Here is a 25,443-nt window from a genome sequence, read left to right as displayed (position 1 = left end):
CAAGTTCAGGCCAATCATATTATGCTGTAATTATCACCGTTCGTATGAATCGTGATCGTTAATGCACGTGTTATTGCTGGTTTTTCCTGCATTAAATATTAAATCAATATAAGTGCATAAAATGGATTGCTAATGTGATCTAAATCCCTATAATGCATCCCACTGACACGGCAACAGCCGCTCAGTAAGGTGTTTAAAAAGAACTTAGGTTACTTTTTAAACGTCCTGAATAAAGCATAAATATGTGCTTGACTTCGAATCTGGTTTGCGTAGAATACGCAGCCTGACTAAGACGCAAAGCGTTGATGTCACTGCTCTTTAACAATTTATTCAAGCAATCTGTGTGAGCACTTGCAGAGATATAATGACCAAAAATTATATCAATGTAATTGTGAACATTAAATTAAATCGAAAGATTTGGTTTTATAAACAACAAACTTCGGTTTGTTGTTGAAGTACAGAATTCATTGAGCCGACTTAATCGCTTAGGCGATTAGTCAAAAAACTTTTAATTGAAGAGTTTGATCATGGCTCAGATTGAACGCTGGCGGTAGGCTTAACACATGCAAGTCGAGCGGAAACGAAGAATAGCTTGCTATTCTGGCGTCGAGCGGCGGACGGGTGAGTAATGCTTGGGAATCTGCCTAGTCGAGGGGGACAACAGTTGGAAACGACTGCTAATACCGCATACGACCTACGGGTGAAAGGGGGCCTCTTCTTGAAAGCTCTCGCGACTAGATGAGCCCAAGTGGGATTAGCTTGTTGGTGAGGTAAGAGCTCACCAAGGCGACGATCCCTAGCTGGTCTGAGAGGATGATCAGCCACACTGGAACTGAGACACGGTCCAGACTCCTACGGGAGGCAGCAGTGGGGAATATTGCACAATGGGGGAAACCCTGATGCAGCCATACCGCGTGTATGAAGAAGGCCTTAGGGTTGTAAAGTACTTTCAGCGAGGAGGAAAGGTAGTAGATTAATACTCTGCTACTGTGACGTTACTCGCAGAAGAAGCACCGGCTAACTCCGTGCCAGCAGCCGCGGTAATACGGAGGGTGCAAGCGTTAATCGGAATTACTGGGCGTAAAGCGCATGCAGGCGGTTTGTTAAGCGAGATGTGAAAGCCCCGGGCTCAACCTGGGAACTGCATTTCGAACTGGCAAACTAGAGTTCTTGAGAGGGTGGTAGAATTTCAGGTGTAGCGGTGAAATGCGTAGAGATCTGAAGGAATACCAGTGGCGAAGGCGGCCACCTGGCAAGTAACTGACGCTCAGATGCGAAAGCGTGGGTAGCAAACGGGATTAGATACCCCGGTAGTCCACGCCGTAAACGATGTCTACTCGGAGTTTGGTTCCTTGAGAACTGGGCTCTTAAGCTAACGCATTAAGTAGACCGCCTGGGGAGTACGGCCGCAAGGTTAAAACTCAAATGAATTGACGGGGGCCCGCACAAGCGGTGGAGCATGTGGTTTAATTCGATGCAACGCGAAGAACCTTACCTACTCTTGACATCCATAGAACTTTTCAGAGATGAATTGGTGCCTTCGGGAACTATGAGACAGGTGCTGCATGGCTGTCGTCAGCTCGTGTTGTGAAATGTTGGGTTAAGTCCCGCAACGAGCGCAACCCTTATCCTTATTTGCCAGCACGTAATGGTGGGAACTCTAAGGAGACTGCCGGTGATAAACCGGAGGAAGGTGGGGACGACGTCAAGTCATCATGGCCCTTACGAGTAGGGCTACACACGTGCTACAATGGCGCATACAAAGGGCTGCAAACCAGCAATGGTAAGCGAATCCCATAAAGTGCGTCGTAGTCCGGATTGGGGTCTGCAACTCGACCCCATGAAGTCGGAATCGCTAGTAATCGTGAATCAGAATGTCACGGTGAATACGTTCCCGGGCCTTGTACACACCGCCCGTCACACCATGGGAGTGGGCTGCACCAGAAGTCATTAGCTTAACCTTCGGGAGGGCGATGACCACGGTGTGGTTCATGACTGGGGTGAAGTCGTAACAAGGTAGCCCTAGGGGAACCTGGGGCTGGATCACCTCCTTACGTAAAGTTGTTAATTTTTGTAAGTGCCCACACAAATTGCTTGAATAGAAAGTTGAATAGTATGTCTTACTAATAGTAAGACGCTAGTAAGCAAAGATAAGCAATCGCTTGTTTATCTTTGCTTTTTAGCAAATTGCTCTTTAAAAATTTGGAAAGCTGAATAAATAAAGAAGTTCTTAAAACACGTTATTGCTTCGGCAATAACAATATAGTGTTCTTGAGTATTCTTGAGGCGAAAAAAACTAGATAATACCTAGTTATTTCAATTGTACGGTCGACTTTAGATTGTATGGTTAAGTGACTAAGCGTATACGGTGGATGCCTAGGCAGTCAGAGGCGATGAAGGACGTGTTAATCTGCGTTAAGCTGTGGGGAGTTGATAAAAAGCGTTAATCCACAGATTTCCGAATGGGGGAACCCACTCTACTTTGTAGAGTATCGTAACGTGAATACATAGCGTTACGAAGCGAACCGGGAGAACTGAAACATCTAAGTACCCCGAGGAAAAGAAATCAATAGAGATACCCTTAGTAGCGGCGAGCGAACGGGGTCTAGCCCTTAAGCAGTTTGGAAGTTAGTGGAAGATTCTGGAAAGTTTCACGATACAGGGTGATAGTCCCGTACATGAAAACGACCTTACTGTGAAATCGAGTAGGACGGCACACGTGATATGCTGTTTGAATATGGGAGGACCATCTTCCAAGGCTAAATACTACTGACTGACCGATAGTGAACCAGTACCGTGAGGGAAAGGCGAAAAGAACCCCTGTGAGGGGAGTGAAATAGAACCTGAAACCGTATACGTACAAGCAGTGGGAGCAGACTTGTTCTGTGACTGCGTACCTTTTGTATAATGGGTCAACGACTTAATTTCAGTAGCAAGGTTAAGCGAATAGCGGAGCCGTAGGGAAACCGAGTGTTAACTGCGCGAATAGTTGCTGGGATTAGACCCGAAACCCGGTGATCTAGCCATGGGCAGGTTGAAGGTTGAGTAACATCAACTGGAGGACCGAACCGACTAATGTTGAAAAATTAGCGGATGACTTGTGGCTGGGGGTGAAAGGCCAATCAAACCGGGAGATAGCTGGTTCTCCTCGAAAGCTATTTAGGTAGCGCCTCGCGTCTAACTATTGGGGGTAGAGCACTGTTAAGGCTAGGGGGTCATCCCGACTTACCAACCCTTTGCAAACTCCGAATACCAATAAGTTCAATCGCGGGAGACACACGGCGGGTGCTAACGTCCGTCGTGGAAAGGGAAACAACCCAGACCGTCAGCTAAGGTCCCAAAGTGTATGTTAAGTGGGAAACGATGTGGAAAGGCTCAGACAGCCAGGAAGTTGGCTTAGAAGCAGCCATCTTTTAAAGAAAGCGTAATAGCTCACTGGTCGAGTCGGTCTGCGCGGAAGATTTAACGGGGCTAAACATACCACCGAAGCTACGGATGCAAAGACTTGTTCTTTGCATGGTAGAGGAGCGTTCTGTAAGCCGTCGAAGGTGAGTTGAGAAGCTTGCTGGAGGTATCAGAAGTGCGAATGTTGACATGAGTAACGATAATGGGGGTGAAAAACCTCCACGCCGAAAGACCAAGGGTTCCTGTCCAACGTTAATCGGGGCAGGGTGAGTCGACCCCTAAGGCGAGGCCGAAAGGCGTAGTCGATGGGAAACAGGTTAATATTCCTGTACTCACTTATATTGCGATGGGGTGACGGAGAAGGTTAGGCTAGCATGGCGATGGTTGTCCATGTTTAAGGTTGTAGGCTGTGTGCTTAGGTAAATCCGGGCGCACATTAAGGCTGAGAACTGATGACGAGTCTCTACGGAGATGAAGTAGTTGATACCCGGCTTCCAGGAAAAACCTCTAAGCTTCAGATATAAGAGAATCGTACCCCAAACCGACACAGGTGGTTAGGTAGAGAATACTAAGGCGCTTGAGAGAACTCGGGTGAAGGAACTAGGCAAAATGGTACCGTAACTTCGGGAGAAGGTACGCCAATGATGGTGAAGGACTTGCTCCGTAAGCTATTGTTGGTCGCAGAGAAATGGTGGCTGCAACTGTTTATTAAAAACACAGCACTGTGCAAAATCGAAAGATGACGTATACGGTGTGACGCCTGCCCGGTGCCGGAAGGTTAATTGATTGGGTTAGACTTAGGTCGAAGCTCATGATCGAAGCCCCGGTAAACGGCGGCCGTAACTATAACGGTCCTAAGGTAGCGAAATTCCTTGTCGGGTAAGTTCCGACCTGCACGAATGGCGTAATGATGGCCACGCTGTCTCCACCCGAGACTCAGTGAAATTGAAATCGCTGTTAAGATGCAGTGTACCCGCGGCTAGACGGAAAGACCCCGTGAACCTTTACTATAGCTTGGCACTGAACATTGAACCTACATGTGTAGGATAGGTGGGAGACGTTGAAGCATTGTCGCTAGATGATGTGGAGTCAACCTTGAAATACCACCCTTGTACGTTTGATGTTCTAACGTAGGCCCCTTATCGGGGTTGCGGACAGTGTCTGGTGGGTAGTTTGACTGGGGCGGTCTCCTCCCAAAGAGTAACGGAGGAGCACGAAGGTTGGCTAAACATGGTTGGACATCATGTGGTTAGTGCAAAGGCATAAGCCAGCTTAACTGCGAGACAGACACGTCGAGCAGGTACGAAAGTAGGTCTTAGTGATCCGGTGGTTCTGAATGGAAGGGCCATCGCTCAACGGATAAAAGGTACTCCGGGGATAACAGGCTGATACCGCCCAAGAGTTCATATCGACGGCGGTGTTTGGCACCTCGATGTCGGCTCATCACATCCTGGGGCTGAAGTTGGTCCCAAGGGTATGGCTGTTCGCCATTTAAAGTGGTACGCGAGCTGGGTTTAGAACGTCGTGAGACAGTTCGGTCCCTATCTGCCGTGGGCGTTTGAGAATTGAGAGGAGCTGCTCCTAGTACGAGAGGACCGGAGTGGACGAACCACTGGTGTTCGGGTTGTTATGCCAATAGCATTGCCCGGTAGCTAAGTTCGGAACTGATAACCGCTGAAAGCATCTAAGCGGGAAGCAGGCCTCGAGATGAGTTCTCACTGGAGCTTTAAGCTCCCTGAAGGGCCGTTGGAGACTACAACGTTGATAGGCAAGGTGTGTAAGTGCTGTGAGGCATTGAGCTAACTTGTACTAATTACCCGTGAGGCTTAACCATACAAATTAAAGTATGATTAATTGAAATATCGACTTAAGAATAGACAGAACACTTTATGTTTTAAAGACTTCTTTATTTATAGCTTTTCAGATTTTAAAGATACAACTTGAAAGCAAACCAAATTTGCTTGGTGACCATAGTGTTGCGGTACCACCTGATCCCATTCCGAACTCAGTAGTGAAACGTAATAACGCCGATGGTAGTGTGGGGCTTCCCCATGTGAGAGTAGGGCATCGCCAAGCGCCAAATTAGAATTAGCCGATATCAGCAATGATATCGGCTTTTTTGTGTCTGTAATTTACAGCTGTGATGTGATTATTGCGCGTTTGAATTAAAAATACCGAGCTTAACCTGCTGCGTCGGTTGCTATAAATGTACTTCAGACAATAAAAAACCAGCCGTCGGCTGGTTTTTGTGTAACTGGCGTTCGATTAGTCAAAAGGAACGGCTCTTCGTAGTCATTCGCTTGTGAACACGCACCGTTATTTTTAGCTTGAGTGATGTTGGGCCTTATATTCACTGAATATAATCAGCAAAAAATTTATTTATGCTAAAGCCGTTTTATTTTGGTTGTAAAATGGCGTAATTGGACGCTCACGACTAGACTTAATATCCTTGCTCGATAGTTTTACCCTTAAAGTAAATCTGTAACGCAAGTTCAGGCCAATCATATTATGCTGTAATTATCACCGTTCGTATGAATCGTGATCGTTAATGCACGTGTTATTGCTGGTTTTTCCTGCATTAAATATTAAATCAATATAAGTGCATAAAATGGATTGCTAATGTGATCTAAATCCCTATAATGCATCCCACTGACACGGCAACAGCCGCTCAGTAAGGTGTTTAAAAAGAACTTAGGTTACTTTTTAAACGTCCTGAATAAAGCATAAATATGTGCTTGACTTCGAATCTGGTTTGCGTAGAATACGCAGCCTGACTAAGACGCAAAGCGTTGATGTCACTGCTCTTTAACAATTTATTCAAGCAATCTGTGTGAGCACTTGCAGAGATATAATGACCAAAAATTATATCAATGTAATTGTGAACATTAAATTAAATCGAAAGATTTGGTTTTATAAACAACAAACTTCGGTTTGTTGTTGAAGTACAGAATTCATTGAGCCGACTTAATCGCTTAGGCGATTAGTCAAAAAACTTTTAATTGAAGAGTTTGATCATGGCTCAGATTGAACGCTGGCGGTAGGCTTAACACATGCAAGTCGAGCGGAAACGAAGAATAGCTTGCTATTCTGGCGTCGAGCGGCGGACGGGTGAGTAATGCTTGGGAATCTGCCTAGTCGAGGGGGACAACAGTTGGAAACGACTGCTAATACCGCATACGACCTACGGGTGAAAGGGGGCCTCTTCTTGAAAGCTCTCGCGACTAGATGAGCCCAAGTGGGATTAGCTTGTTGGTGAGGTAAGAGCTCACCAAGGCGACGATCCCTAGCTGGTCTGAGAGGATGATCAGCCACACTGGAACTGAGACACGGTCCAGACTCCTACGGGAGGCAGCAGTGGGGAATATTGCACAATGGGGGAAACCCTGATGCAGCCATACCGCGTGTATGAAGAAGGCCTTAGGGTTGTAAAGTACTTTCAGCGAGGAGGAAAGGTAGTAGATTAATACTCTGCTACTGTGACGTTACTCGCAGAAGAAGCACCGGCTAACTCCGTGCCAGCAGCCGCGGTAATACGGAGGGTGCAAGCGTTAATCGGAATTACTGGGCGTAAAGCGCATGCAGGCGGTTTGTTAAGCGAGATGTGAAAGCCCCGGGCTCAACCTGGGAACTGCATTTCGAACTGGCAAACTAGAGTTCTTGAGAGGGTGGTAGAATTTCAGGTGTAGCGGTGAAATGCGTAGAGATCTGAAGGAATACCAGTGGCGAAGGCGGCCACCTGGCAAGTAACTGACGCTCAGATGCGAAAGCGTGGGTAGCAAACGGGATTAGATACCCCGGTAGTCCACGCCGTAAACGATGTCTACTCGGAGTTTGGTTCCTTGAGAACTGGGCTCTTAAGCTAACGCATTAAGTAGACCGCCTGGGGAGTACGGCCGCAAGGTTAAAACTCAAATGAATTGACGGGGGCCCGCACAAGCGGTGGAGCATGTGGTTTAATTCGATGCAACGCGAAGAACCTTACCTACTCTTGACATCCATAGAACTTTTCAGAGATGAATTGGTGCCTTCGGGAACTATGAGACAGGTGCTGCATGGCTGTCGTCAGCTCGTGTTGTGAAATGTTGGGTTAAGTCCCGCAACGAGCGCAACCCTTATCCTTATTTGCCAGCACGTAATGGTGGGAACTCTAAGGAGACTGCCGGTGATAAACCGGAGGAAGGTGGGGACGACGTCAAGTCATCATGGCCCTTACGAGTAGGGCTACACACGTGCTACAATGGCGCATACAAAGGGCTGCAAACCAGCAATGGTAAGCGAATCCCATAAAGTGCGTCGTAGTCCGGATTGGGGTCTGCAACTCGACCCCATGAAGTCGGAATCGCTAGTAATCGTGAATCAGAATGTCACGGTGAATACGTTCCCGGGCCTTGTACACACCGCCCGTCACACCATGGGAGTGGGCTGCACCAGAAGTCATTAGCTTAACCTTCGGGAGGGCGATGACCACGGTGTGGTTCATGACTGGGGTGAAGTCGTAACAAGGTAGCCCTAGGGGAACCTGGGGCTGGATCACCTCCTTACGTAAAGTTGTTAATTTTTGTAAGTGCCCACACAAATTGCTTGAATAGAAAGTTGAATAGTATGTCTTACTAATAGTAAGACGCTAGTAAGCAAAGATAAGCAATCGCTTGTTTATCTTTGCTTTTTAGCAAATTGCTCTTTAAAAATTTGGAAAGCTGAATAAATAAAGAAGTTCTTAAAACACGTTATTACTTCGGTAATAACAATATAGTGTTCTTGAGTATTCTTGAGGCGAAAAAAACTAGATAATACCTAGTTATTTCAATTGTACGGTCGACTTTAGATTGTATGGTTAAGTGACTAAGCGTATACGGTGGATGCCTAGGCAGTCAGAGGCGATGAAGGACGTGTTAATCTGCGTTAAGCTGTGGGGAGTTGATAAAAAGCGTTAATCCACAGATTTCCGAATGGGGGAACCCACTCTACTTTGTAGAGTATCGTAACGTGAATACATAGCGTTACGAAGCGAACCGGGAGAACTGAAACATCTAAGTACCCCGAGGAAAAGAAATCAATAGAGATACCCTTAGTAGCGGCGAGCGAACGGGGTCTAGCCCTTAAGCAGTTTGGAAGTTAGTGGAAGATTCTGGAAAGTTTCACGATACAGGGTGATAGTCCCGTACATGAAAACGACCTTACTGTGAAATCGAGTAGGACGGCACACGTGATATGCTGTTTGAATATGGGAGGACCATCTTCCAAGGCTAAATACTACTGACTGACCGATAGTGAACCAGTACCGTGAGGGAAAGGCGAAAAGAACCCCTGTGAGGGGAGTGAAATAGAACCTGAAACCGTATACGTACAAGCAGTGGGAGCAGACTTGTTCTGTGACTGCGTACCTTTTGTATAATGGGTCAACGACTTAATTTCAGTAGCAAGGTTAAGCGAATAGCGGAGCCGTAGGGAAACCGAGTGTTAACTGCGCGAATAGTTGCTGGGATTAGACCCGAAACCCGGTGATCTAGCCATGGGCAGGTTGAAGGTTGAGTAACATCAACTGGAGGACCGAACCGACTAATGTTGAAAAATTAGCGGATGACTTGTGGCTGGGGGTGAAAGGCCAATCAAACCGGGAGATAGCTGGTTCTCCTCGAAAGCTATTTAGGTAGCGCCTCGCGTCTAACTATTGGGGGTAGAGCACTGTTAAGGCTAGGGGGTCATCCCGACTTACCAACCCTTTGCAAACTCCGAATACCAATAAGTTCAATCGCGGGAGACACACGGCGGGTGCTAACGTCCGTCGTGGAAAGGGAAACAACCCAGACCGTCAGCTAAGGTCCCAAAGTGTATGTTAAGTGGGAAACGATGTGGAAAGGCTCAGACAGCCAGGAAGTTGGCTTAGAAGCAGCCATCTTTTAAAGAAAGCGTAATAGCTCACTGGTCGAGTCGGTCTGCGCGGAAGATTTAACGGGGCTAAACATACCACCGAAGCTACGGATGCAAAGACTTGTTCTTTGCATGGTAGAGGAGCGTTCTGTAAGCCGTCGAAGGTGAGTTGAGAAGCTTGCTGGAGGTATCAGAAGTGCGAATGTTGACATGAGTAACGATAATGGGGGTGAAAAACCTCCACGCCGAAAGACCAAGGGTTCCTGTCCAACGTTAATCGGGGCAGGGTGAGTCGACCCCTAAGGCGAGGCCGAAAGGCGTAGTCGATGGGAAACAGGTTAATATTCCTGTACTCACTTATATTGCGATGGGGTGACGGAGAAGGTTAGGCTAGCATGGCGATGGTTGTCCATGTTTAAGGTTGTAGGCTGTGTGCTTAGGTAAATCCGGGCGCACATTAAGGCTGAGAACTGATGACGAGTCTCTACGGAGATGAAGTAGTTGATACCCGGCTTCCAGGAAAAACCTCTAAGCTTCAGATATAAGAGAATCGTACCCCAAACCGACACAGGTGGTTAGGTAGAGAATACTAAGGCGCTTGAGAGAACTCGGGTGAAGGAACTAGGCAAAATGGTACCGTAACTTCGGGAGAAGGTACGCCAATGATGGTGAAGGACTTGCTCCGTAAGCTATTGTTGGTCGCAGAGAAATGGTGGCTGCAACTGTTTATTAAAAACACAGCACTGTGCAAAATCGAAAGATGACGTATACGGTGTGACGCCTGCCCGGTGCCGGAAGGTTAATTGATTGGGTTAGACTTAGGTCGAAGCTCATGATCGAAGCCCCGGTAAACGGCGGCCGTAACTATAACGGTCCTAAGGTAGCGAAATTCCTTGTCGGGTAAGTTCCGACCTGCACGAATGGCGTAATGATGGCCACGCTGTCTCCACCCGAGACTCAGTGAAATTGAAATCGCTGTTAAGATGCAGTGTACCCGCGGCTAGACGGAAAGACCCCGTGAACCTTTACTATAGCTTGGCACTGAACATTGAACCTACATGTGTAGGATAGGTGGGAGACGTTGAAGCATTGTCGCTAGATGATGTGGAGTCAACCTTGAAATACCACCCTTGTACGTTTGATGTTCTAACGTAGGCCCCTTATCGGGGTTGCGGACAGTGTCTGGTGGGTAGTTTGACTGGGGCGGTCTCCTCCCAAAGAGTAACGGAGGAGCACGAAGGTTGGCTAAACATGGTTGGACATCATGTGGTTAGTGCAAAGGCATAAGCCAGCTTAACTGCGAGACAGACACGTCGAGCAGGTACGAAAGTAGGTCTTAGTGATCCGGTGGTTCTGAATGGAAGGGCCATCGCTCAACGGATAAAAGGTACTCCGGGGATAACAGGCTGATACCGCCCAAGAGTTCATATCGACGGCGGTGTTTGGCACCTCGATGTCGGCTCATCACATCCTGGGGCTGAAGTTGGTCCCAAGGGTATGGCTGTTCGCCATTTAAAGTGGTACGCGAGCTGGGTTTAGAACGTCGTGAGACAGTTCGGTCCCTATCTGCCGTGGGCGTTTGAGAATTGAGAGGAGCTGCTCCTAGTACGAGAGGACCGGAGTGGACGAACCACTGGTGTTCGGGTTGTTATGCCAATAGCATTGCCCGGTAGCTAAGTTCGGAACTGATAACCGCTGAAAGCATCTAAGCGGGAAGCAGGCCTCGAGATGAGTTCTCACTGGAGCTTTAAGCTCCCTGAAGGGCCGTTGGAGACTACAACGTTGATAGGCAAGGTGTGTAAGTGCTGTGAGGCATTGAGCTAACTTGTACTAATTACCCGTGAGGCTTAACCATACAAATTAAAGTATGATTAATTGAAATATCGACTTAAGAATAGACAGAACACTACTATTTATCGAAAGATAGGTTTTAAAGACTTCTTTATTTATAGCTTTTCAGATTTAAAATGAAACGTGAGTTTCTATATAGAAAGCAAACCAAATTTGCTTGGTGACCATAGTGTTGCGGTACCACCTGATCCCATTCCGAACTCAGTAGTGAAACGTAATAACGCCGATGGTAGTGTGGGGCTTCCCCATGTGAGAGTAGGGCATCGCCAAGCGCCAAATTAGAGAGAGCCGATATCAGTAATGATATCGGCTTTTTTGTGTCTGTCATTTACAGCTGTGATGTGATTATTGCGGGTTTGAATTAAAAATACCGAGCTTAACCTGCTGCGTCGGTTGCTATAAATGTACTTCAGACAATAAAAAACCAGCCATCGGCTGGTTTTTGTGTAACTGGCGTTCGATTAGTCAAAAGGAACGGCTCTTCGTAGTCATTCGCTTGTGAACACGCACCGTTATTTTTAGCTGAGTGAATGTTGGGCCTTATATTCACTGAATATAATCAGCAAAAAAGTTATTTTATGCTCAACGCAGATTATTTTGGCTAATATAGTCGCGCTCTGTTCCGGGACAGAGCTAGATTAATAGATTTGATTAGTATTTTTTATCCATGAGACGAATTGGTATTAGTAAGGCAGTAGGGAATTGAATGCTGTAATAGTAGTCGTTCGTATGAATCGTGATCGTTAATGCGTGTGTTATTGCTGGTTTTTCCTGCATTAAATATTAAATCAATATAAGTGCATAAAATGGATTGCTTATGTGATCTAAATCCCTATAATGCATCCCACTGACACGGCAACAGCCGCTCAGTAAGGTGTTTAAAAATAACTTAGGTTACTTTTTAAACGTCCTGAATAAAGCATGAATATGTGCTTGACTTCGAATCTGGTTTGCGTAGAATACGCAGCCTGACTAAGACGCAAAGCGTTGATGTCAATGCTCTTTAACAATTTATTCAAGCAATCTGTGTGAGCACTTGCAGAGATATAATGACCAAAAATTATATCAATGTAATTGTGAACATTAAATTAAATCGAAAGATTTGGTTTTATAAACAACAAGCTTAGGTTTGTTGTTGAAGTACAGAATTCATTGAGCCGACTTAATCGCTTAGGCGATTAGTCAAAAAACTTTTAATTGAAGAGTTTGATCATGGCTCAGATTGAACGCTGGCGGTAGGCTTAACACATGCAAGTCGAGCGGAAACGAAGAATAGCTTGCTATTCTGGCGTCGAGCGGCGGACGGGTGAGTAATGCTTGGGAATCTGCCTAGTCGAGGGGGACAACAGTTGGAAACGACTGCTAATACCGCATACGACCTACGGGTGAAAGGGGGCCTCTTCTTGAAAGCTCTCGCGACTAGATGAGCCCAAGTGGGATTAGCTTGTTGGTGAGGTAAGAGCTCACCAAGGCGACGATCCCTAGCTGGTCTGAGAGGATGATCAGCCACACTGGAACTGAGACACGGTCCAGACTCCTACGGGAGGCAGCAGTGGGGAATATTGCACAATGGGGGAAACCCTGATGCAGCCATACCGCGTGTATGAAGAAGGCCTTAGGGTTGTAAAGTACTTTCAGCGAGGAGGAAAGGTAGTAAATTAATACTTTGCTACTGTGACGTTACTCGCAGAAGAAGCACCGGCTAACTCCGTGCCAGCAGCCGCGGTAATACGGAGGGTGCAAGCGTTAATCGGAATTACTGGGCGTAAAGCGCATGCAGGCGGTTTGTTAAGCGAGATGTGAAAGCCCCGGGCTCAACCTGGGAACTGCATTTCGAACTGGCAAACTAGAGTTCTTGAGAGGGTGGTAGAATTTCAGGTGTAGCGGTGAAATGCGTAGAGATCTGAAGGAATACCAGTGGCGAAGGCGGCCACCTGGCAAGTAACTGACGCTCAGATGCGAAAGCGTGGGTAGCAAACGGGATTAGATACCCCGGTAGTCCACGCCGTAAACGATGTCTACTCGGAGTTTGGTTCCTTGAGAACTGGGCTCTTAAGCTAACGCATTAAGTAGACCGCCTGGGGAGTACGGCCGCAAGGTTAAAACTCAAATGAATTGACGGGGGCCCGCACAAGCGGTGGAGCATGTGGTTTAATTCGATGCAACGCGAAGAACCTTACCTACTCTTGACATCCATAGAACTTTTCAGAGATGAATTGGTGCCTTCGGGAACTATGAGACAGGTGCTGCATGGCTGTCGTCAGCTCGTGTTGTGAAATGTTGGGTTAAGTCCCGCAACGAGCGCAACCCTTATCCTTATTTGCCAGCACGTAATGGTGGGAACTCTAAGGAGACTGCCGGTGATAAACCGGAGGAAGGTGGGGACGACGTCAAGTCATCATGGCCCTTACGAGTAGGGCTACACACGTGCTACAATGGCGCATACAAAGGGCTGCAAACCAGCAATGGTAAGCGAATCCCATAAAGTGCGTCGTAGTCCGGATTGGGGTCTGCAACTCGACCCCATGAAGTCGGAATCGCTAGTAATCGTGAATCAGAATGTCACGGTGAATACGTTCCCGGGCCTTGTACACACCGCCCGTCACACCATGGGAGTGGGCTGCACCAGAAGTCATTAGCTTAACCTTCGGGAGGGCGATGACCACGGTGTGGTTCATGACTGGGGTGAAGTCGTAACAAGGTAGCCCTAGGGGAACCTGGGGCTGGATCACCTCCTTACGTAAAGTTGTTAGTTTTTGTAAGTGCCCACACAAATTGCTTGAATAGAAACGTTAAAGACAGTCTTATGAAAATAAGACAACGTTTGGGATGAAATCCAAACGTAGAAAGTAAATAGTGTCCCGTTCGTCTAGAGGCCTAGGACACCGCCCTTTCACGGCGGTAACACGAGTTCAAATCTCGTACGGGATACCACTTTTCTTTCTGATTAAAAATCAAAGCTAAGCAGTTAATGCTTATCTTTGCTTTTTAGCAAATTGCTCTTTAAAAATTTGGAAAGCTGAATAAATAAAGAAGTTCTTAAAACACGTTATTACTTCGGTAATAACAATATAGTGTTCTTGAGTATTCTTGAGGCGAAAAAAACTAGATAATACCTAGTTATTTCAATTGTACGGTCGACTTTAGATTGTATGGTTAAGTGACTAAGCGTATACGGTGGATGCCTAGGCAGTCAGAGGCGATGAAGGACGTGTTAATCTGCGTTAAGCTGTGGGGAGTTGATAAAAAGCGTTAATCCACAGATTTCCGAATGGGGGAACCCACTCTACTTTGTAGAGTATCGTAACGTGAATACATAGCGTTACGAAGCGAACCGGGAGAACTGAAACATCTAAGTACCCCGAGGAAAAGAAATCAATAGAGATACCCTTAGTAGCGGCGAGCGAACGGGGTCTAGCCCTTAAGCAGTTTGGAAGTTAGTGGAAGATTCTGGAAAGTTTCACGATACAGGGTGATAGTCCCGTACATGAAAACGACCTTACTGTGAAATCGAGTAGGACGGCACACGTGATATGCTGTTTGAATATGGGAGGACCATCTTCCAAGGCTAAATACTACTGACTGACCGATAGTGAACCAGTACCGTGAGGGAAAGGCGAAAAGAACCCCTGTGAGGGGAGTGAAATAGAACCTGAAACCGTATACGTACAAGCAGTGGGAGCAGACTTGTTCTGTGACTGCGTACCTTTTGTATAATGGGTCAACGACTTAATTTCAGTAGCAAGGTTAAGCGAATAGCGGAGCCGTAGGGAAACCGAGTGTTAACTGCGCGAATAGTTGCTGGGATTAGACCCGAAACCCGGTGATCTAGCCATGGGCAGGTTGAAGGTTGAGTAACATCAACTGGAGGACCGAACCGACTAATGTTGAAAAATTAGCGGATGACTTGTGGCTGGGGGTGAAAGGCCAATCAAACCGGGAGATAGCTGGTTCTCCTCGAAAGCTATTTAGGTAGCGCCTCGCGTCTAACTATTGGGGGTAGAGCACTGTTAAGGCTAGGGGGTCATCCCGACTTACCAACCCTTTGCAAACTCCGAATACCAATAAGTTCAATCGCGGGAGACACACGGCGGGTGCTAACGTCCGTCGTGGAAAGGGAAACAACCCAGACCGTCAGCTAAGGTCCCAAAGTGTATGTTAAGTGGGAAACGATGTGGAAAGGCTCAGACAGCCAGGAAGTTGGCTTAGAAGCAGCCATCTTTTAAAGAAAGCGTAATAGCTCACTGGTCGAGTCGGTCTGCGCGGAAGATTTAACGGGGCTAAACATACCACCGAAGCTACGGATGCAAAGACTTGTTCTTTGCATGGTAGAGGAGCGTTCTGTAAGCCGTCGAAGGTGAGTTGAGAAGCTTGCTGGAGGTATCAGAAGTGCGAATGTTGACATGAGTAACGATAATGGGGGTGAAAAACCTCCACGCCGAAAGACCAAGGGTTCCTGTCCAACGTTAATCGGGGCAGGGTGAGTCGACCCCTAAGGCGAGGCCGAAAGGCGTAGTCGATGGGAAACAGGTTAATATTCCTGTACTCACTTATATTGCGATGGGGTGACGGAGAAGGTTAGGCTAGCATGGCGATGGTTGTCCATGTTTAAGGTTGTAGGCTGTGTGCTTAGGTAAATCCGGGCGCACATTAAGGCTGAGAACTGATGACGAGTCTCTACGGAGATGAAGTAGTTGATACCCGGCTTCCAGGAAAAACCTCTAAGCTTCAGATATAAGAGAATCGTACCCCAAACCGACACAGGTGGTTAGGTAGAGAATACTAAGGCGCTTGAGAGAACTCGGGTGAAGGAACTAGGCAAAATGGTACCGTAACTTCGGGAGAAGGTACGCCAATGATGGTGAAGGACTTGCTCCGTAAGCTATTGTTGGTCGCAGAGAAATGGTGGCTGCAACTGTTTATTAAAAACACAGCACTGTGCAAAATCGAAAGATGACGTATACGGTGTGACGCCTGCCCGGTGCCGGAAGGTTAATTGATTGGGTTAGACTTAGGTCGAAGCTCATGATCGAAGCCCCGGTAAACGGCGGCCGTAACTATAACGGTCCTAAGGTAGCGAAATTCCTTGTCGGGTAAGTTCCGACCTGCACGAATGGCGTAATGATGGCCACGCTGTCTCCACCCGAGACTCAGTGAAATTGAAATCGCTGTTAAGATGCAGTGTACCCGCGGCTAGACGGAAAGACCCCGTGAACCTTTACTATAGCTTGGCACTGAACATTGAACCTACATGTGTAGGATAGGTGGGAGACGTTGAAGCATTGTCGCTAGATGATGTGGAGTCAACCTTGAAATACCACCCTTGTACGTTTGATGTTCTAACGTAGGCCCCTTATCGGGGTTGCGGACAGTGTCTGGTGGGTAGTTTGACTGGGGCGGTCTCCTCCCAAAGAGTAACGGAGGAGCACGAAGGTTGGCTAAACATGGTTGGACATCATGTGGTTAGTGCAAAGGCATAAGCCAGCTTAACTGCGAGACAGACACGTCGAGCAGGTACGAAAGTAGGTCTTAGTGATCCGGTGGTTCTGAATGGAAGGGCCATCGCTCAACGGATAAAAGGTACTCCGGGGATAACAGGCTGATACCGCCCAAGAGTTCATATCGACGGCGGTGTTTGGCACCTCGATGTCGGCTCATCACATCCTGGGGCTGAAGTTGGTCCCAAGGGTATGGCTGTTCGCCATTTAAAGTGGTACGCGAGCTGGGTTTAGAACGTCGTGAGACAGTTCGGTCCCTATCTGCCGTGGGCGTTTGAGAATTGAGAGGAGCTGCTCCTAGTACGAGAGGACCGGAGTGGACGAACCACTGGTGTTCGGGTTGTTATGCCAATAGCATTGCCCGGTAGCTAAGTTCGGAACTGATAACCGCTGAAAGCATCTAAGCGGGAAGCAGGCCTCGAGATGAGTTCTCACTGGAGCTTTAAGCTCCCTGAAGGGCCGTTGGAGACTACAACGTTGATAGGCAAGGTGTGTAAGTGCTGTGAGGCATTGAGCTAACTTGTACTAATTACCCGTGAGGCTTAACCATACAAATTAAAGTATGATTAATTGAAATATGACTTAAGAATAAACAGAACACTTTATGTTTTAAAGACTTCTTTATTTATAGCTTTTCAGATTTAAAAATGAAACGTAAGTTTCTATATAGAAAGCAAACCAGATTTGCTTGGTGACCATAGTGTTGCGGTACCACCTGATCCCATTCCGAACTCAGTAGTGAAACGTAATAACGCCGATGGTAGTGTGGGGCTTCCCCATGTGAGAGTAGGGCATCGCCAAGCGCCAAATTAGAGAGAGCCGATATCAGTAATGATATCGGCTTTTTTGTGTCTGTAATTTACAGCTGTGATGTGATTATTGCGCGTTTGAATTAAAAATACCGAGCTTAACCTGCTGCGTCGGTTGCTATAAACGTATTCCAACTAATAAAAAACCAGCCGATGGCTGGTTTTTGTGTATTTAAAGTCGGATTAATTAAAGTCAGCGATAATGTACAGGTGCTAGCTTGCAAAAATACGCAGTTCTCTTTCGCTGAACTGAATATCGGGTCTTATTATCGCGGAATATACACGTGTAATAATTTATTTATGCTAAAGCCGTTTTATTTTGGCTGTAAAATGGCGTAATTGGACGCTAAGGACTAGACTTAATATCCTTACTCGATAGTATTACCCTTAAAGTAAATCTGTAACGCAAGTTCAGGCCAATCATATTATGCTGTAATTATCACCGTTCGTATGAATCGTGATCGTTAATGCACGTGTTATTGCTGGTTTTTCCTGCATTAAATATTAAATCAATATAAGTGCATAAAATGGATTGCTAATGTGATCTAAATCCCTATAATGCATCCCACTGACACGGCAACAGCCGCTCAGTAAGGTGTTTAAAAAGAACTTAGGTTACTTTTTAAACGTCCTGAATAAAGCATAAATATGTGCTTGACTTCGAATCTGGTTTGCGTAGAATACGCAGCCTGACTAAGACGCAAAGCGTTGATGTCACTGCTCTTTAACAATTTATTCAAGCAATCTGTGTGAGCACTTGCAGAGATATAATGACCAAAAATTATATCAATGTAATTGTGAACATTAAATTAAATCGAAAGATTTGGTTTTATAAACAACAAGCTTCGGTTTGTTGTTGAAGTACAGAATTCATTGAGCCGACTTAATCGCTTAGGCGATTAGTCAAAAAACTTTTAATTGAAGAGTTTGATCATGGCTCAGATTGAACGCTGGCGGTAGGCTTAACACATGCAAGTCGAGCGGAAACGAAGAATAGCTTGCTATTCTGGCGTCGAGCGGCGGACGGGTGAGTAATGCTTGGGAATCTGCCTAGTCGAGGGGGACAACAGTTGGAAACGACTGCTAATACCGCATACGACCTACGGGTGAAAGGGGGCCTCTTCTTGAAAGCTCTCGCGACTAGATGAGCCCAAGTGGGATTAGCTTGTTGGTGAGGTAAGAGCTCACCAAGGCGACGATCCCTAGCTGGTCTGAGAGGATGATCAGCCACACTGGAACTGAGACACGGTCCAGACTCCTACGGGAGGCAGCAGTGGGGAATATTGCACAATGGGGGAAACCCTGATGCAGCCATACCGCGTGTATGAAGAAGGCCTTAGGGTTGTAAAGTACTTTCAGCGAGGAGGAAAGGTAGTAGATTAATACTCTGCTACTGTGACGTTACTCGCAGAAGAAGCACCGGCTAACTCCGTGCCAGCAGCCGCGGTAATACGGAGGGTGCAAGCGTTAATCGGAATTACTGGGCGTAAAGCGCATGCAGGCGGTTTGTTAAGCGAGATGTGAAAGCCCCGGGCTCAACCTGGGAACTGCATTTCGAACTGGCAAACTAGAGTTCTTGAGAGGGTGGTAGAATTTCAGGTGTAGCGGTGAAATGCGTAGAGATCTGAAGGAATACCAGTGGCGAAGGCGGCCACCTGGCAAGTAACTGACGCTCAGATGCGAAAGCGTGGGTAGCAAACGGGATTAGATACCCCGGTAGTCCACGCCGTAAACGATGTCTACTCGGAGTTTGGTTCCTTGAGAACTGGGCTCTTAAGCTAACGCATTAAGTAGACCGCCTGGGGAGTACGGCCGCAAGGTTAAAACTCAAATGAATTGACGGGGGCCCGCACAAGCGGTGGAGCATGTGGTTTAATTCGATGCAACGCGAAGAACCTTACCTACTCTTGACATCCATAGAACTTTTCAGAGATGAATTGGTGCCTTCGGGAACTATGAGACAGGTGCTGCATGGCTGTCGTCAGCTCGTGTTGTGAAATGTTGGGTTAAGTCCCGCAACGAGCGCAACCCTTATCCTTATTTGCCAGCACGTAATGGTGGGAACTCTAAGGAGACTGCCGGTGATAAACCGGAGGAAGGTGGGGACGACGTCAAGTCATCATGGCCCTTACGAGTAGGGCTACACACGTGCTACAATGGCGCATACAAAGGGCTGCAAACCAGCAATGGTAAGCGAATCCCATAAAGTGCGTCGTAGTCCGGATTGGGGTCTGCAACTCGACCCCATGAAGTCGGAATCGCTAGTAATCGTGAATCAGAATGTCACGGTGAATACGTTCCCGGGCCTTGTACACACCGCCCGTCACACCATGGGAGTGGGCTGCACCAGAAGTCATTAGCTTAACCTTCGGGAGGGCGATGACCACGGTGTGGTTCATGACTGGGGTGAAGTCGTAACAAGGTAGCCCTAGGGGAACCTGGGGCTGGATCACCTCCTTACGTAAAGTTGTTAATTTTTGTAAGTGCCCACACAAATTGCTTGAATAGAAAGTTGAATAGTATGTCTTACTAATAGTAAGACGCTAGTAAGCAAAGATAAGCAATCGCTTGTTTATCTTTGCTTTTTAGCAAATTGCTCTTTAAAAATTTGGAAAGCTGAATAAATAAAGAAGTTCTTAAAACACGTTATTGCTTCGGCAATAACAATATAGTGTTCTTGAGTATTCTTGAGGCGAAAAAAACTAGATAATACCTAGTTATTTCAATTGTACGGTCGACTTTAGATTGTATGGTTAAGTGACTAAGCGTATACGGTGGATGCCTAGGCAGTCAGAGGCGATGAAGGACGTGTTAATCTGCGTTAAGCTGTGGGGAGTTGATAAAAAGCGTTAATCCACAGATTTCCGAATGGGGGAACCCACTCTACTTTGTAGAGTATCGTAACGTGAATACATAGCGTTACGAAGCGAACCGGGAGAACTGAAACATCTAAGTACCCCGAGGAAAAGAAATCAATAGAGATACCCTTAGTAGCGGCGAGCGAACGGGGTCTAGCCCTTAAGCAGTTTGGAAGTTAGTGGAAGATTCTGGAAAGTTTCACGATACAGGGTGATAGTCCCGTACATGAAAACGACCTTACTGTGAAATCGAGTAGGACGGCACACGTGATATGCTGTTTGAATATGGGAGGACCATCTTCCAAGGCTAAATACTACTGACTGACCGATAGTGAACCAGTACCGTGAGGGAAAGGCGAAAAGAACCCCTGTGAGGGGAGTGAAATAGAACCTGAAACCGTATACGTACAAGCAGTGGGAGCAGACTTGTTCTGTGACTGCGTACCTTTTGTATAATGGGTCAACGACTTAATTTCAGTAGCAAGGTTAAGCGAATAGCGGAGCCGTAGGGAAACCGAGTGTTAACTGCGCGAATAGTTGCTGGGATTAGACCCGAAACCCGGTGATCTAGCCATGGGCAGGTTGAAGGTTGAGTAACATCAACTGGAGGACCGAACCGACTAATGTTGAAAAATTAGCGGATGACTTGTGGCTGGGGGTGAAAGGCCAATCAAACCGGGAGATAGCTGGTTCTCCTCGAAAGCTATTTAGGTAGCGCCTCGCGTCTAACTATTGGGGGTAGAGCACTGTTAAGGCTAGGGGGTCATCCCGACTTACCAACCCTTTGCAAACTCCGAATACCAATAAGTTCAATCGCGGGAGACACACGGCGGGTGCTAACGTCCGTCGTGGAAAGGGAAACAACCCAGACCGTCAGCTAAGGTCCCAAAGTGTATGTTAAGTGGGAAACGATGTGGAAAGGCTCAGACAGCCAGGAAGTTGGCTTAGAAGCAGCCATCTTTTAAAGAAAGCGTAATAGCTCACTGGTCGAGTCGGTCTGCGCGGAAGATTTAACGGGGCTAAACATACCACCGAAGCTACGGATGCAAAGACTTGTTCTTTGCATGGTAGAGGAGCGTTCTGTAAGCCGTCGAAGGTGAGTTGAGAAGCTTGCTGGAGGTATCAGAAGTGCGAATGTTGACATGAGTAACGATAATGGGGGTGAAAAACCTCCACGCCGAAAGACCAAGGGTTCCTGTCCAACGTTAATCGGGGCAGGGTGAGTCGACCCCTAAGGCGAGGCCGAAAGGCGTAGTCGATGGGAAACAGGTTAATATTCCTGTACTCACTTATATTGCGATGGGGTGACGGAGAAGGTTAGGCTAGCATGGCGATGGTTGTCCATGTTTAAGGTTGTAGGCTGTATGCTTAGGTAAATCCGGGCGTACATTAAGGCTGAGAACTGATGACGAGTCTCTACGGAGATGAAGTAGTTGATACCCGGCTTCCAGGAAAAACCTCTAAGCTTCAGATATAAGAGAATCGTACCCCAAACCGACACAGGTGGTTAGGTAGAGAATACTAAGGCGCTTGAGAGAACTCGGGTGAAGGAACTAGGCAAAATGGTACCGTAACTTCGGGAGAAGGTACGCCAATGATGGTGAAGGACTTGCTCCGTAAGCTATTGTTGGTCGCAGAGAAATGGTGGCTGCAACTGTTTATTAAAAACACAGCACTGTGCAAAATCGAAAGATGACGTATACGGTGTGACGCCTGCCCGGTGCCGGAAGGTTAATTGATTGGGTTAGACTTAGGTCGAAGCTCATGATCGAAGCCCCGGTAAACGGCGGCCGTAACTATAACGGTCCTAAGGTAGCGAAATTCCTTGTCGGGTAAGTTCCGACCTGCACGAATGGCGTAATGATGGCCACGCTGTCTCCACCCGAGACTCAGTGAAATTGAAATCGCTGTTAAGATGCAGTGTACCCGCGGCTAGACGGAAAGACCCCGTGAACCTTTACTATAGCTTGGCACTGAACATTGAACCTACATGTGTAGGATAGGTGGGAGACGTTGAAGCATTGTCGCTAGATGATGTGGAGTCAACCTTGAAATACCACCCTTGTACGTTTGATGTTCTAACGTAGGCCCCTTATCGGGGTTGCGGACAGTGTCTGGTGGGTAGTTTGACTGGGGCGGTCTCCTCCCAAAGAGTAACGGAGGAGCACGAAGGTTGGCTAAACATGGTTGGACATCATGTGGTTAGTGCAAAGGCATAAGCCAGCTTAACTGCGAGACAGACACGTCGAGCAGGTACGAAAGTAGGTCTTAGTGATCCGGTGGTTCTGAATGGAAGGGCCATCGCTCAACGGATAAAAGGTACTCCGGGGATAACAGGCTGATACCGCCCAAGAGTTCATATCGACGGCGGTGTTTGGCACCTCGATGTCGGCTCATCACATCCTGGGGCTGAAGTTGGTCCCAAGGGTATGGCTGTTCGCCATTTAAAGTGGTACGCGAGCTGGGTTTAGAACGTCGTGAGACAGTTCGGTCCCTATCTGCCGTGGGCGTTTGAGAATTGAGAGGAGCTGCTCCTAGTACGAGAGGACCGGAGTGGACGAACCACTGGTGTTCGGGTTGTTATGCCAATAGCATTGCCCGGTAGCTAAGTTCGGAACTGATAACCGCTGAAAGCATCTAAGCGGGAAGCAGGCCTCGAGATGAGTTCTCACTGGAGCTTTAAGCTCCCTGAAGGGCCGTTGGAGACTACAACGTTGATAGGCAAGGTGTGTAAGTGCTGTGAGGCATTGAGCTAACTTGTACTAATTACCCGTGAGGCTTAACCATACAAATTAAAGTATGATTAATTGAAATATCGACTTAAGAATAGACAGAACACTACTATTTATCGAAAGATAGGTTTTAAAGACTTCTTTATTTATAGCTTTTCAGATTTAAAAATGAAACGTAAGTTTCTATATAGAAAGCAAACCAAATTTGCTTGGTGACCATAGTGTTGCGGTACCACCTGATCCCATTCCGAACTCAGTAGTGAAACGTAATAACGCCGATGGTAGTGTGGGGCTTCCCCATGTGAGAGTAGGGCATCGCCAAGCGCCAAATTAGAATTAGCCGATATCAGCAATGATATCGGCTTTTTTGTGTCTGTAATTTAAAGATAAGGATATTGCTTATGTTAAATTACAAACTTTACGCTGGCTTGAATTAAGCCCAGAGATAGACAATAAAAAACCAGCCGTGGGCTGGTTTTTGTGCATTTTTATTAGGCTAAGTAGAGCGTAATATCTTTATCGTTAATGGATTAGCGCCATGCCTTGAATGTATTGATTAAACCATTTGTAGAACTATCATGACTATCAATTAATTGATCATCATTTAATTCTGGTAAAATTTGATTGGCTAATTGCTTACCTAGTTCAACACCCCATTGATCAAAACTAAAAATATTCCATATAATACCTTGTGTGAAGATCTTATGTTCATACATGGCTAACAACGAACCAAGTGTTTTAGGTGTCAGTTGTTTGAATAAAATAGAGTTGGTTGGGTTATTGCCTGTAAACGTTTTAAACTCAGCTAGTGTGGCAATGTCTGCTTCTGACATACCTGAATTTGTTAATTCATCAATCACTGTTTGTTTTGATTTACCGAACGCCAACGCTTCTGTCTGTGCAAAGAAGTTCGACATTAGTTTTACATGATGATCTGAGATCTTATTATGTGATTGTGCTGGCGCAATAAAATCACATGGGATAAGTTTTGTGCCTTGGTGGATTAATTGATAGAAAGCATGTTGACCGTTTGTCCCTGGTTCACCCCAGATAATAGGACCTGTTTGGTAATCAACGGCTTTGCCATCACGATCAACACTCTTACCATTTGATTCCATATTACCTTGCTGGAAATAAGCAGCAAAACGATGCATATACTGATCGTAAGGTAAAATAGCTTCGCTTTCAGCACCGAAAAAGTTGTTATACCAAACCCCAATTAATGCCAAAATAACTGGGATATTATCTTCCAACGGTGTTTCAATAAAATGCTTATCCATTTCATGTGCACCGCTGAGTAACTCTTCGAAATTATCGAAGCCAATACTCAGTGCAATCGATAAACCAATTGCTGACCAAAGTGAATAGCGACCGCCAACCCAATCCCAAAACTCGAACATATTTTTGGTATCGATACCAAACGCTTGAACAGCGACTGCATTTGTTGATAATGCTGCAAAGTGAGATGCAACATGCTCTTCACTTTCAGCATTCGCCAAGAACCATGATCGTGCACTGTGTGCATTCGTCATCGTTTCTTGTGTCGTAAATGTTTTTGATGCAATTAAAAATAATGTTGTTTCAGGATTTAAGCCTTTTAATGTTTCTGCTATATGGGTACCGTCAACATTTGAAACAAAGTGCATGTTTAGATGATTTTTATATGGTTTTAATGCTTCTGTAACCATATAAGGACCTAAGTCAGAACCACCAATACCGATATTGACGATATCTGTAATTGATTTACCTGTATATCCTTTCCAATTTCCACTAATGATGTCCTGACAAAATGCTTTCATTTGAATTAGGACCGCATTTATAGCTGGCATTATATCTTCGCCATCAACCATTACCGGTGTATTACTGCGATTTCTAAGTGCGGTGTGTAATACTGCTCTTTTTTCAGTTTGGTTGATTTGTTCACCTGACACCATCGCATTAATAGCTGCGGGTAAATCCATCTCATGCGCAAGTGCAGTTAATTTTTTCAGTGTGCATTGGGTGATTATATTTTTAGAGAAGTCGCATAAAATATCATTATTGAATTGCTTTGAGAATTGTTCGAATCTATTCGCGTCATTCGAAAACAAAGTACTGATATTTGTTTTTTGCATGTCTAAATAGTGTGCTTGTAAGGCATGCCAAGCATTCGTTTCTGTTGGATTCATGATTTTATTTTTCACTTTTACTAAATGGAATTTGGTAATTAATCTACATATAAGACAGATGAAGATGTTTTAAGGCGCTTCATTCAGCTGTACTCTAATTATATAAGTAATTTTCTTACATGATGATTGTTTTTCATAAAAATATTGTTGTTAATGCTAGGGATATCGCGTTTTTACGAGATGTTACAAAACTCTTGAATAATAAATCGCGAAATTAACGCCTTGACCTTACACTAAGGGTAAAGGTTATA

Annotated in this window: 1 protein-coding gene, 1 tRNA gene and 12 rRNA genes; 13 read left to right on the top strand and 1 reads right to left on the bottom strand. The window is 46.1% G+C overall.

Going from position 1 to position 25,443, the window contains the following annotated elements; translation table 11 throughout:
- Positions 1-509: 509 nt before the first annotated feature.
- The 13 genes from HWV01_RS22205 to rrf (HWV01_RS22145) all read left to right on the top strand — a co-directional run bounded on the left by HWV01_RS22205 (position 510) and on the right by rrf (HWV01_RS22145) (position 23,348).
- A 16S ribosomal RNA gene (locus HWV01_RS22205) occupies positions 510-2,054 on the top strand.
- 291 nt (positions 2,055-2,345) lie between these two features.
- Positions 2,346-5,239: ribosomal RNA gene (locus HWV01_RS22200) — 23S ribosomal RNA — on the top strand.
- A gap of 126 nt (positions 5,240-5,365) precedes the next feature.
- Positions 5,366-5,481, top strand: a 5S ribosomal RNA gene (rrf, locus tag HWV01_RS22195).
- Positions 5,482-6,401: 920 nt separating this feature from the next.
- A 16S ribosomal RNA gene (locus tag HWV01_RS22190) occupies positions 6,402-7,946 on the top strand.
- A gap of 291 nt (positions 7,947-8,237) precedes the next feature.
- Positions 8,238-11,131: ribosomal RNA gene (locus HWV01_RS22185) — 23S ribosomal RNA — on the top strand.
- Between the two features lie 152 nt (positions 11,132-11,283).
- Positions 11,284-11,399, top strand: a 5S ribosomal RNA gene (gene rrf, locus HWV01_RS22180).
- 922 nt (positions 11,400-12,321) lie between these two features.
- Positions 12,322-13,866: ribosomal RNA gene (locus HWV01_RS22175) — 16S ribosomal RNA — on the top strand.
- A gap of 119 nt (positions 13,867-13,985) precedes the next feature.
- A tRNA-Glu gene (locus tag HWV01_RS22170) sits at positions 13,986-14,061 on the top strand.
- A 220-nt stretch (positions 14,062-14,281) separates the two neighbouring features.
- Positions 14,282-17,175, top strand: a 23S ribosomal RNA gene (locus tag HWV01_RS22165).
- Between the two features lie 137 nt (positions 17,176-17,312).
- Positions 17,313-17,428: ribosomal RNA gene (rrf, locus tag HWV01_RS22160) — 5S ribosomal RNA — on the top strand.
- A 921-nt stretch (positions 17,429-18,349) separates the two neighbouring features.
- Positions 18,350-19,894, top strand: a 16S ribosomal RNA gene (locus HWV01_RS22155).
- A 291-nt stretch (positions 19,895-20,185) separates the two neighbouring features.
- Positions 20,186-23,079, top strand: a 23S ribosomal RNA gene (locus tag HWV01_RS22150).
- Positions 23,080-23,232: 153 nt separating this feature from the next.
- Positions 23,233-23,348: ribosomal RNA gene (rrf, locus tag HWV01_RS22145) — 5S ribosomal RNA — on the top strand.
- The 16S, 23S and 5S rRNA genes sit together here with 1 tRNA gene alongside, the layout of an rRNA operon.
- 206 nt (positions 23,349-23,554) lie before the next feature.
- Here the strand turns inward: rrf (HWV01_RS22145) and pgi are convergent.
- Positions 23,555-25,192, bottom strand: a complete 1,638-nt coding sequence (pgi, locus tag HWV01_RS22140; protein ID WP_211673515.1) for a glucose-6-phosphate isomerase — start codon at positions 25,190-25,192, stop codon at positions 23,555-23,557.
- Between the last annotated feature and the right edge of the window lie 251 nt (positions 25,193-25,443).

Source organism: Moritella sp. 5 (assembly GCF_018219455.1).
Taxonomy (GTDB): Bacteria; Pseudomonadota; Gammaproteobacteria; order Enterobacterales; family Moritellaceae; genus Moritella.
The sequence above is the reverse complement of the archived record's forward strand: the minus strand, read 5'-3'. Positions and strand labels throughout refer to the sequence as shown.

Bases quoted from the DNA above. Each gene is read 5' to 3' on its own strand.
- pgi (WP_211673515.1), bottom strand. From the start codon at position 25,192: ATGAATCCAACAGAAACGAATGCTTGGCATGCCTTACAAGCACACTAT.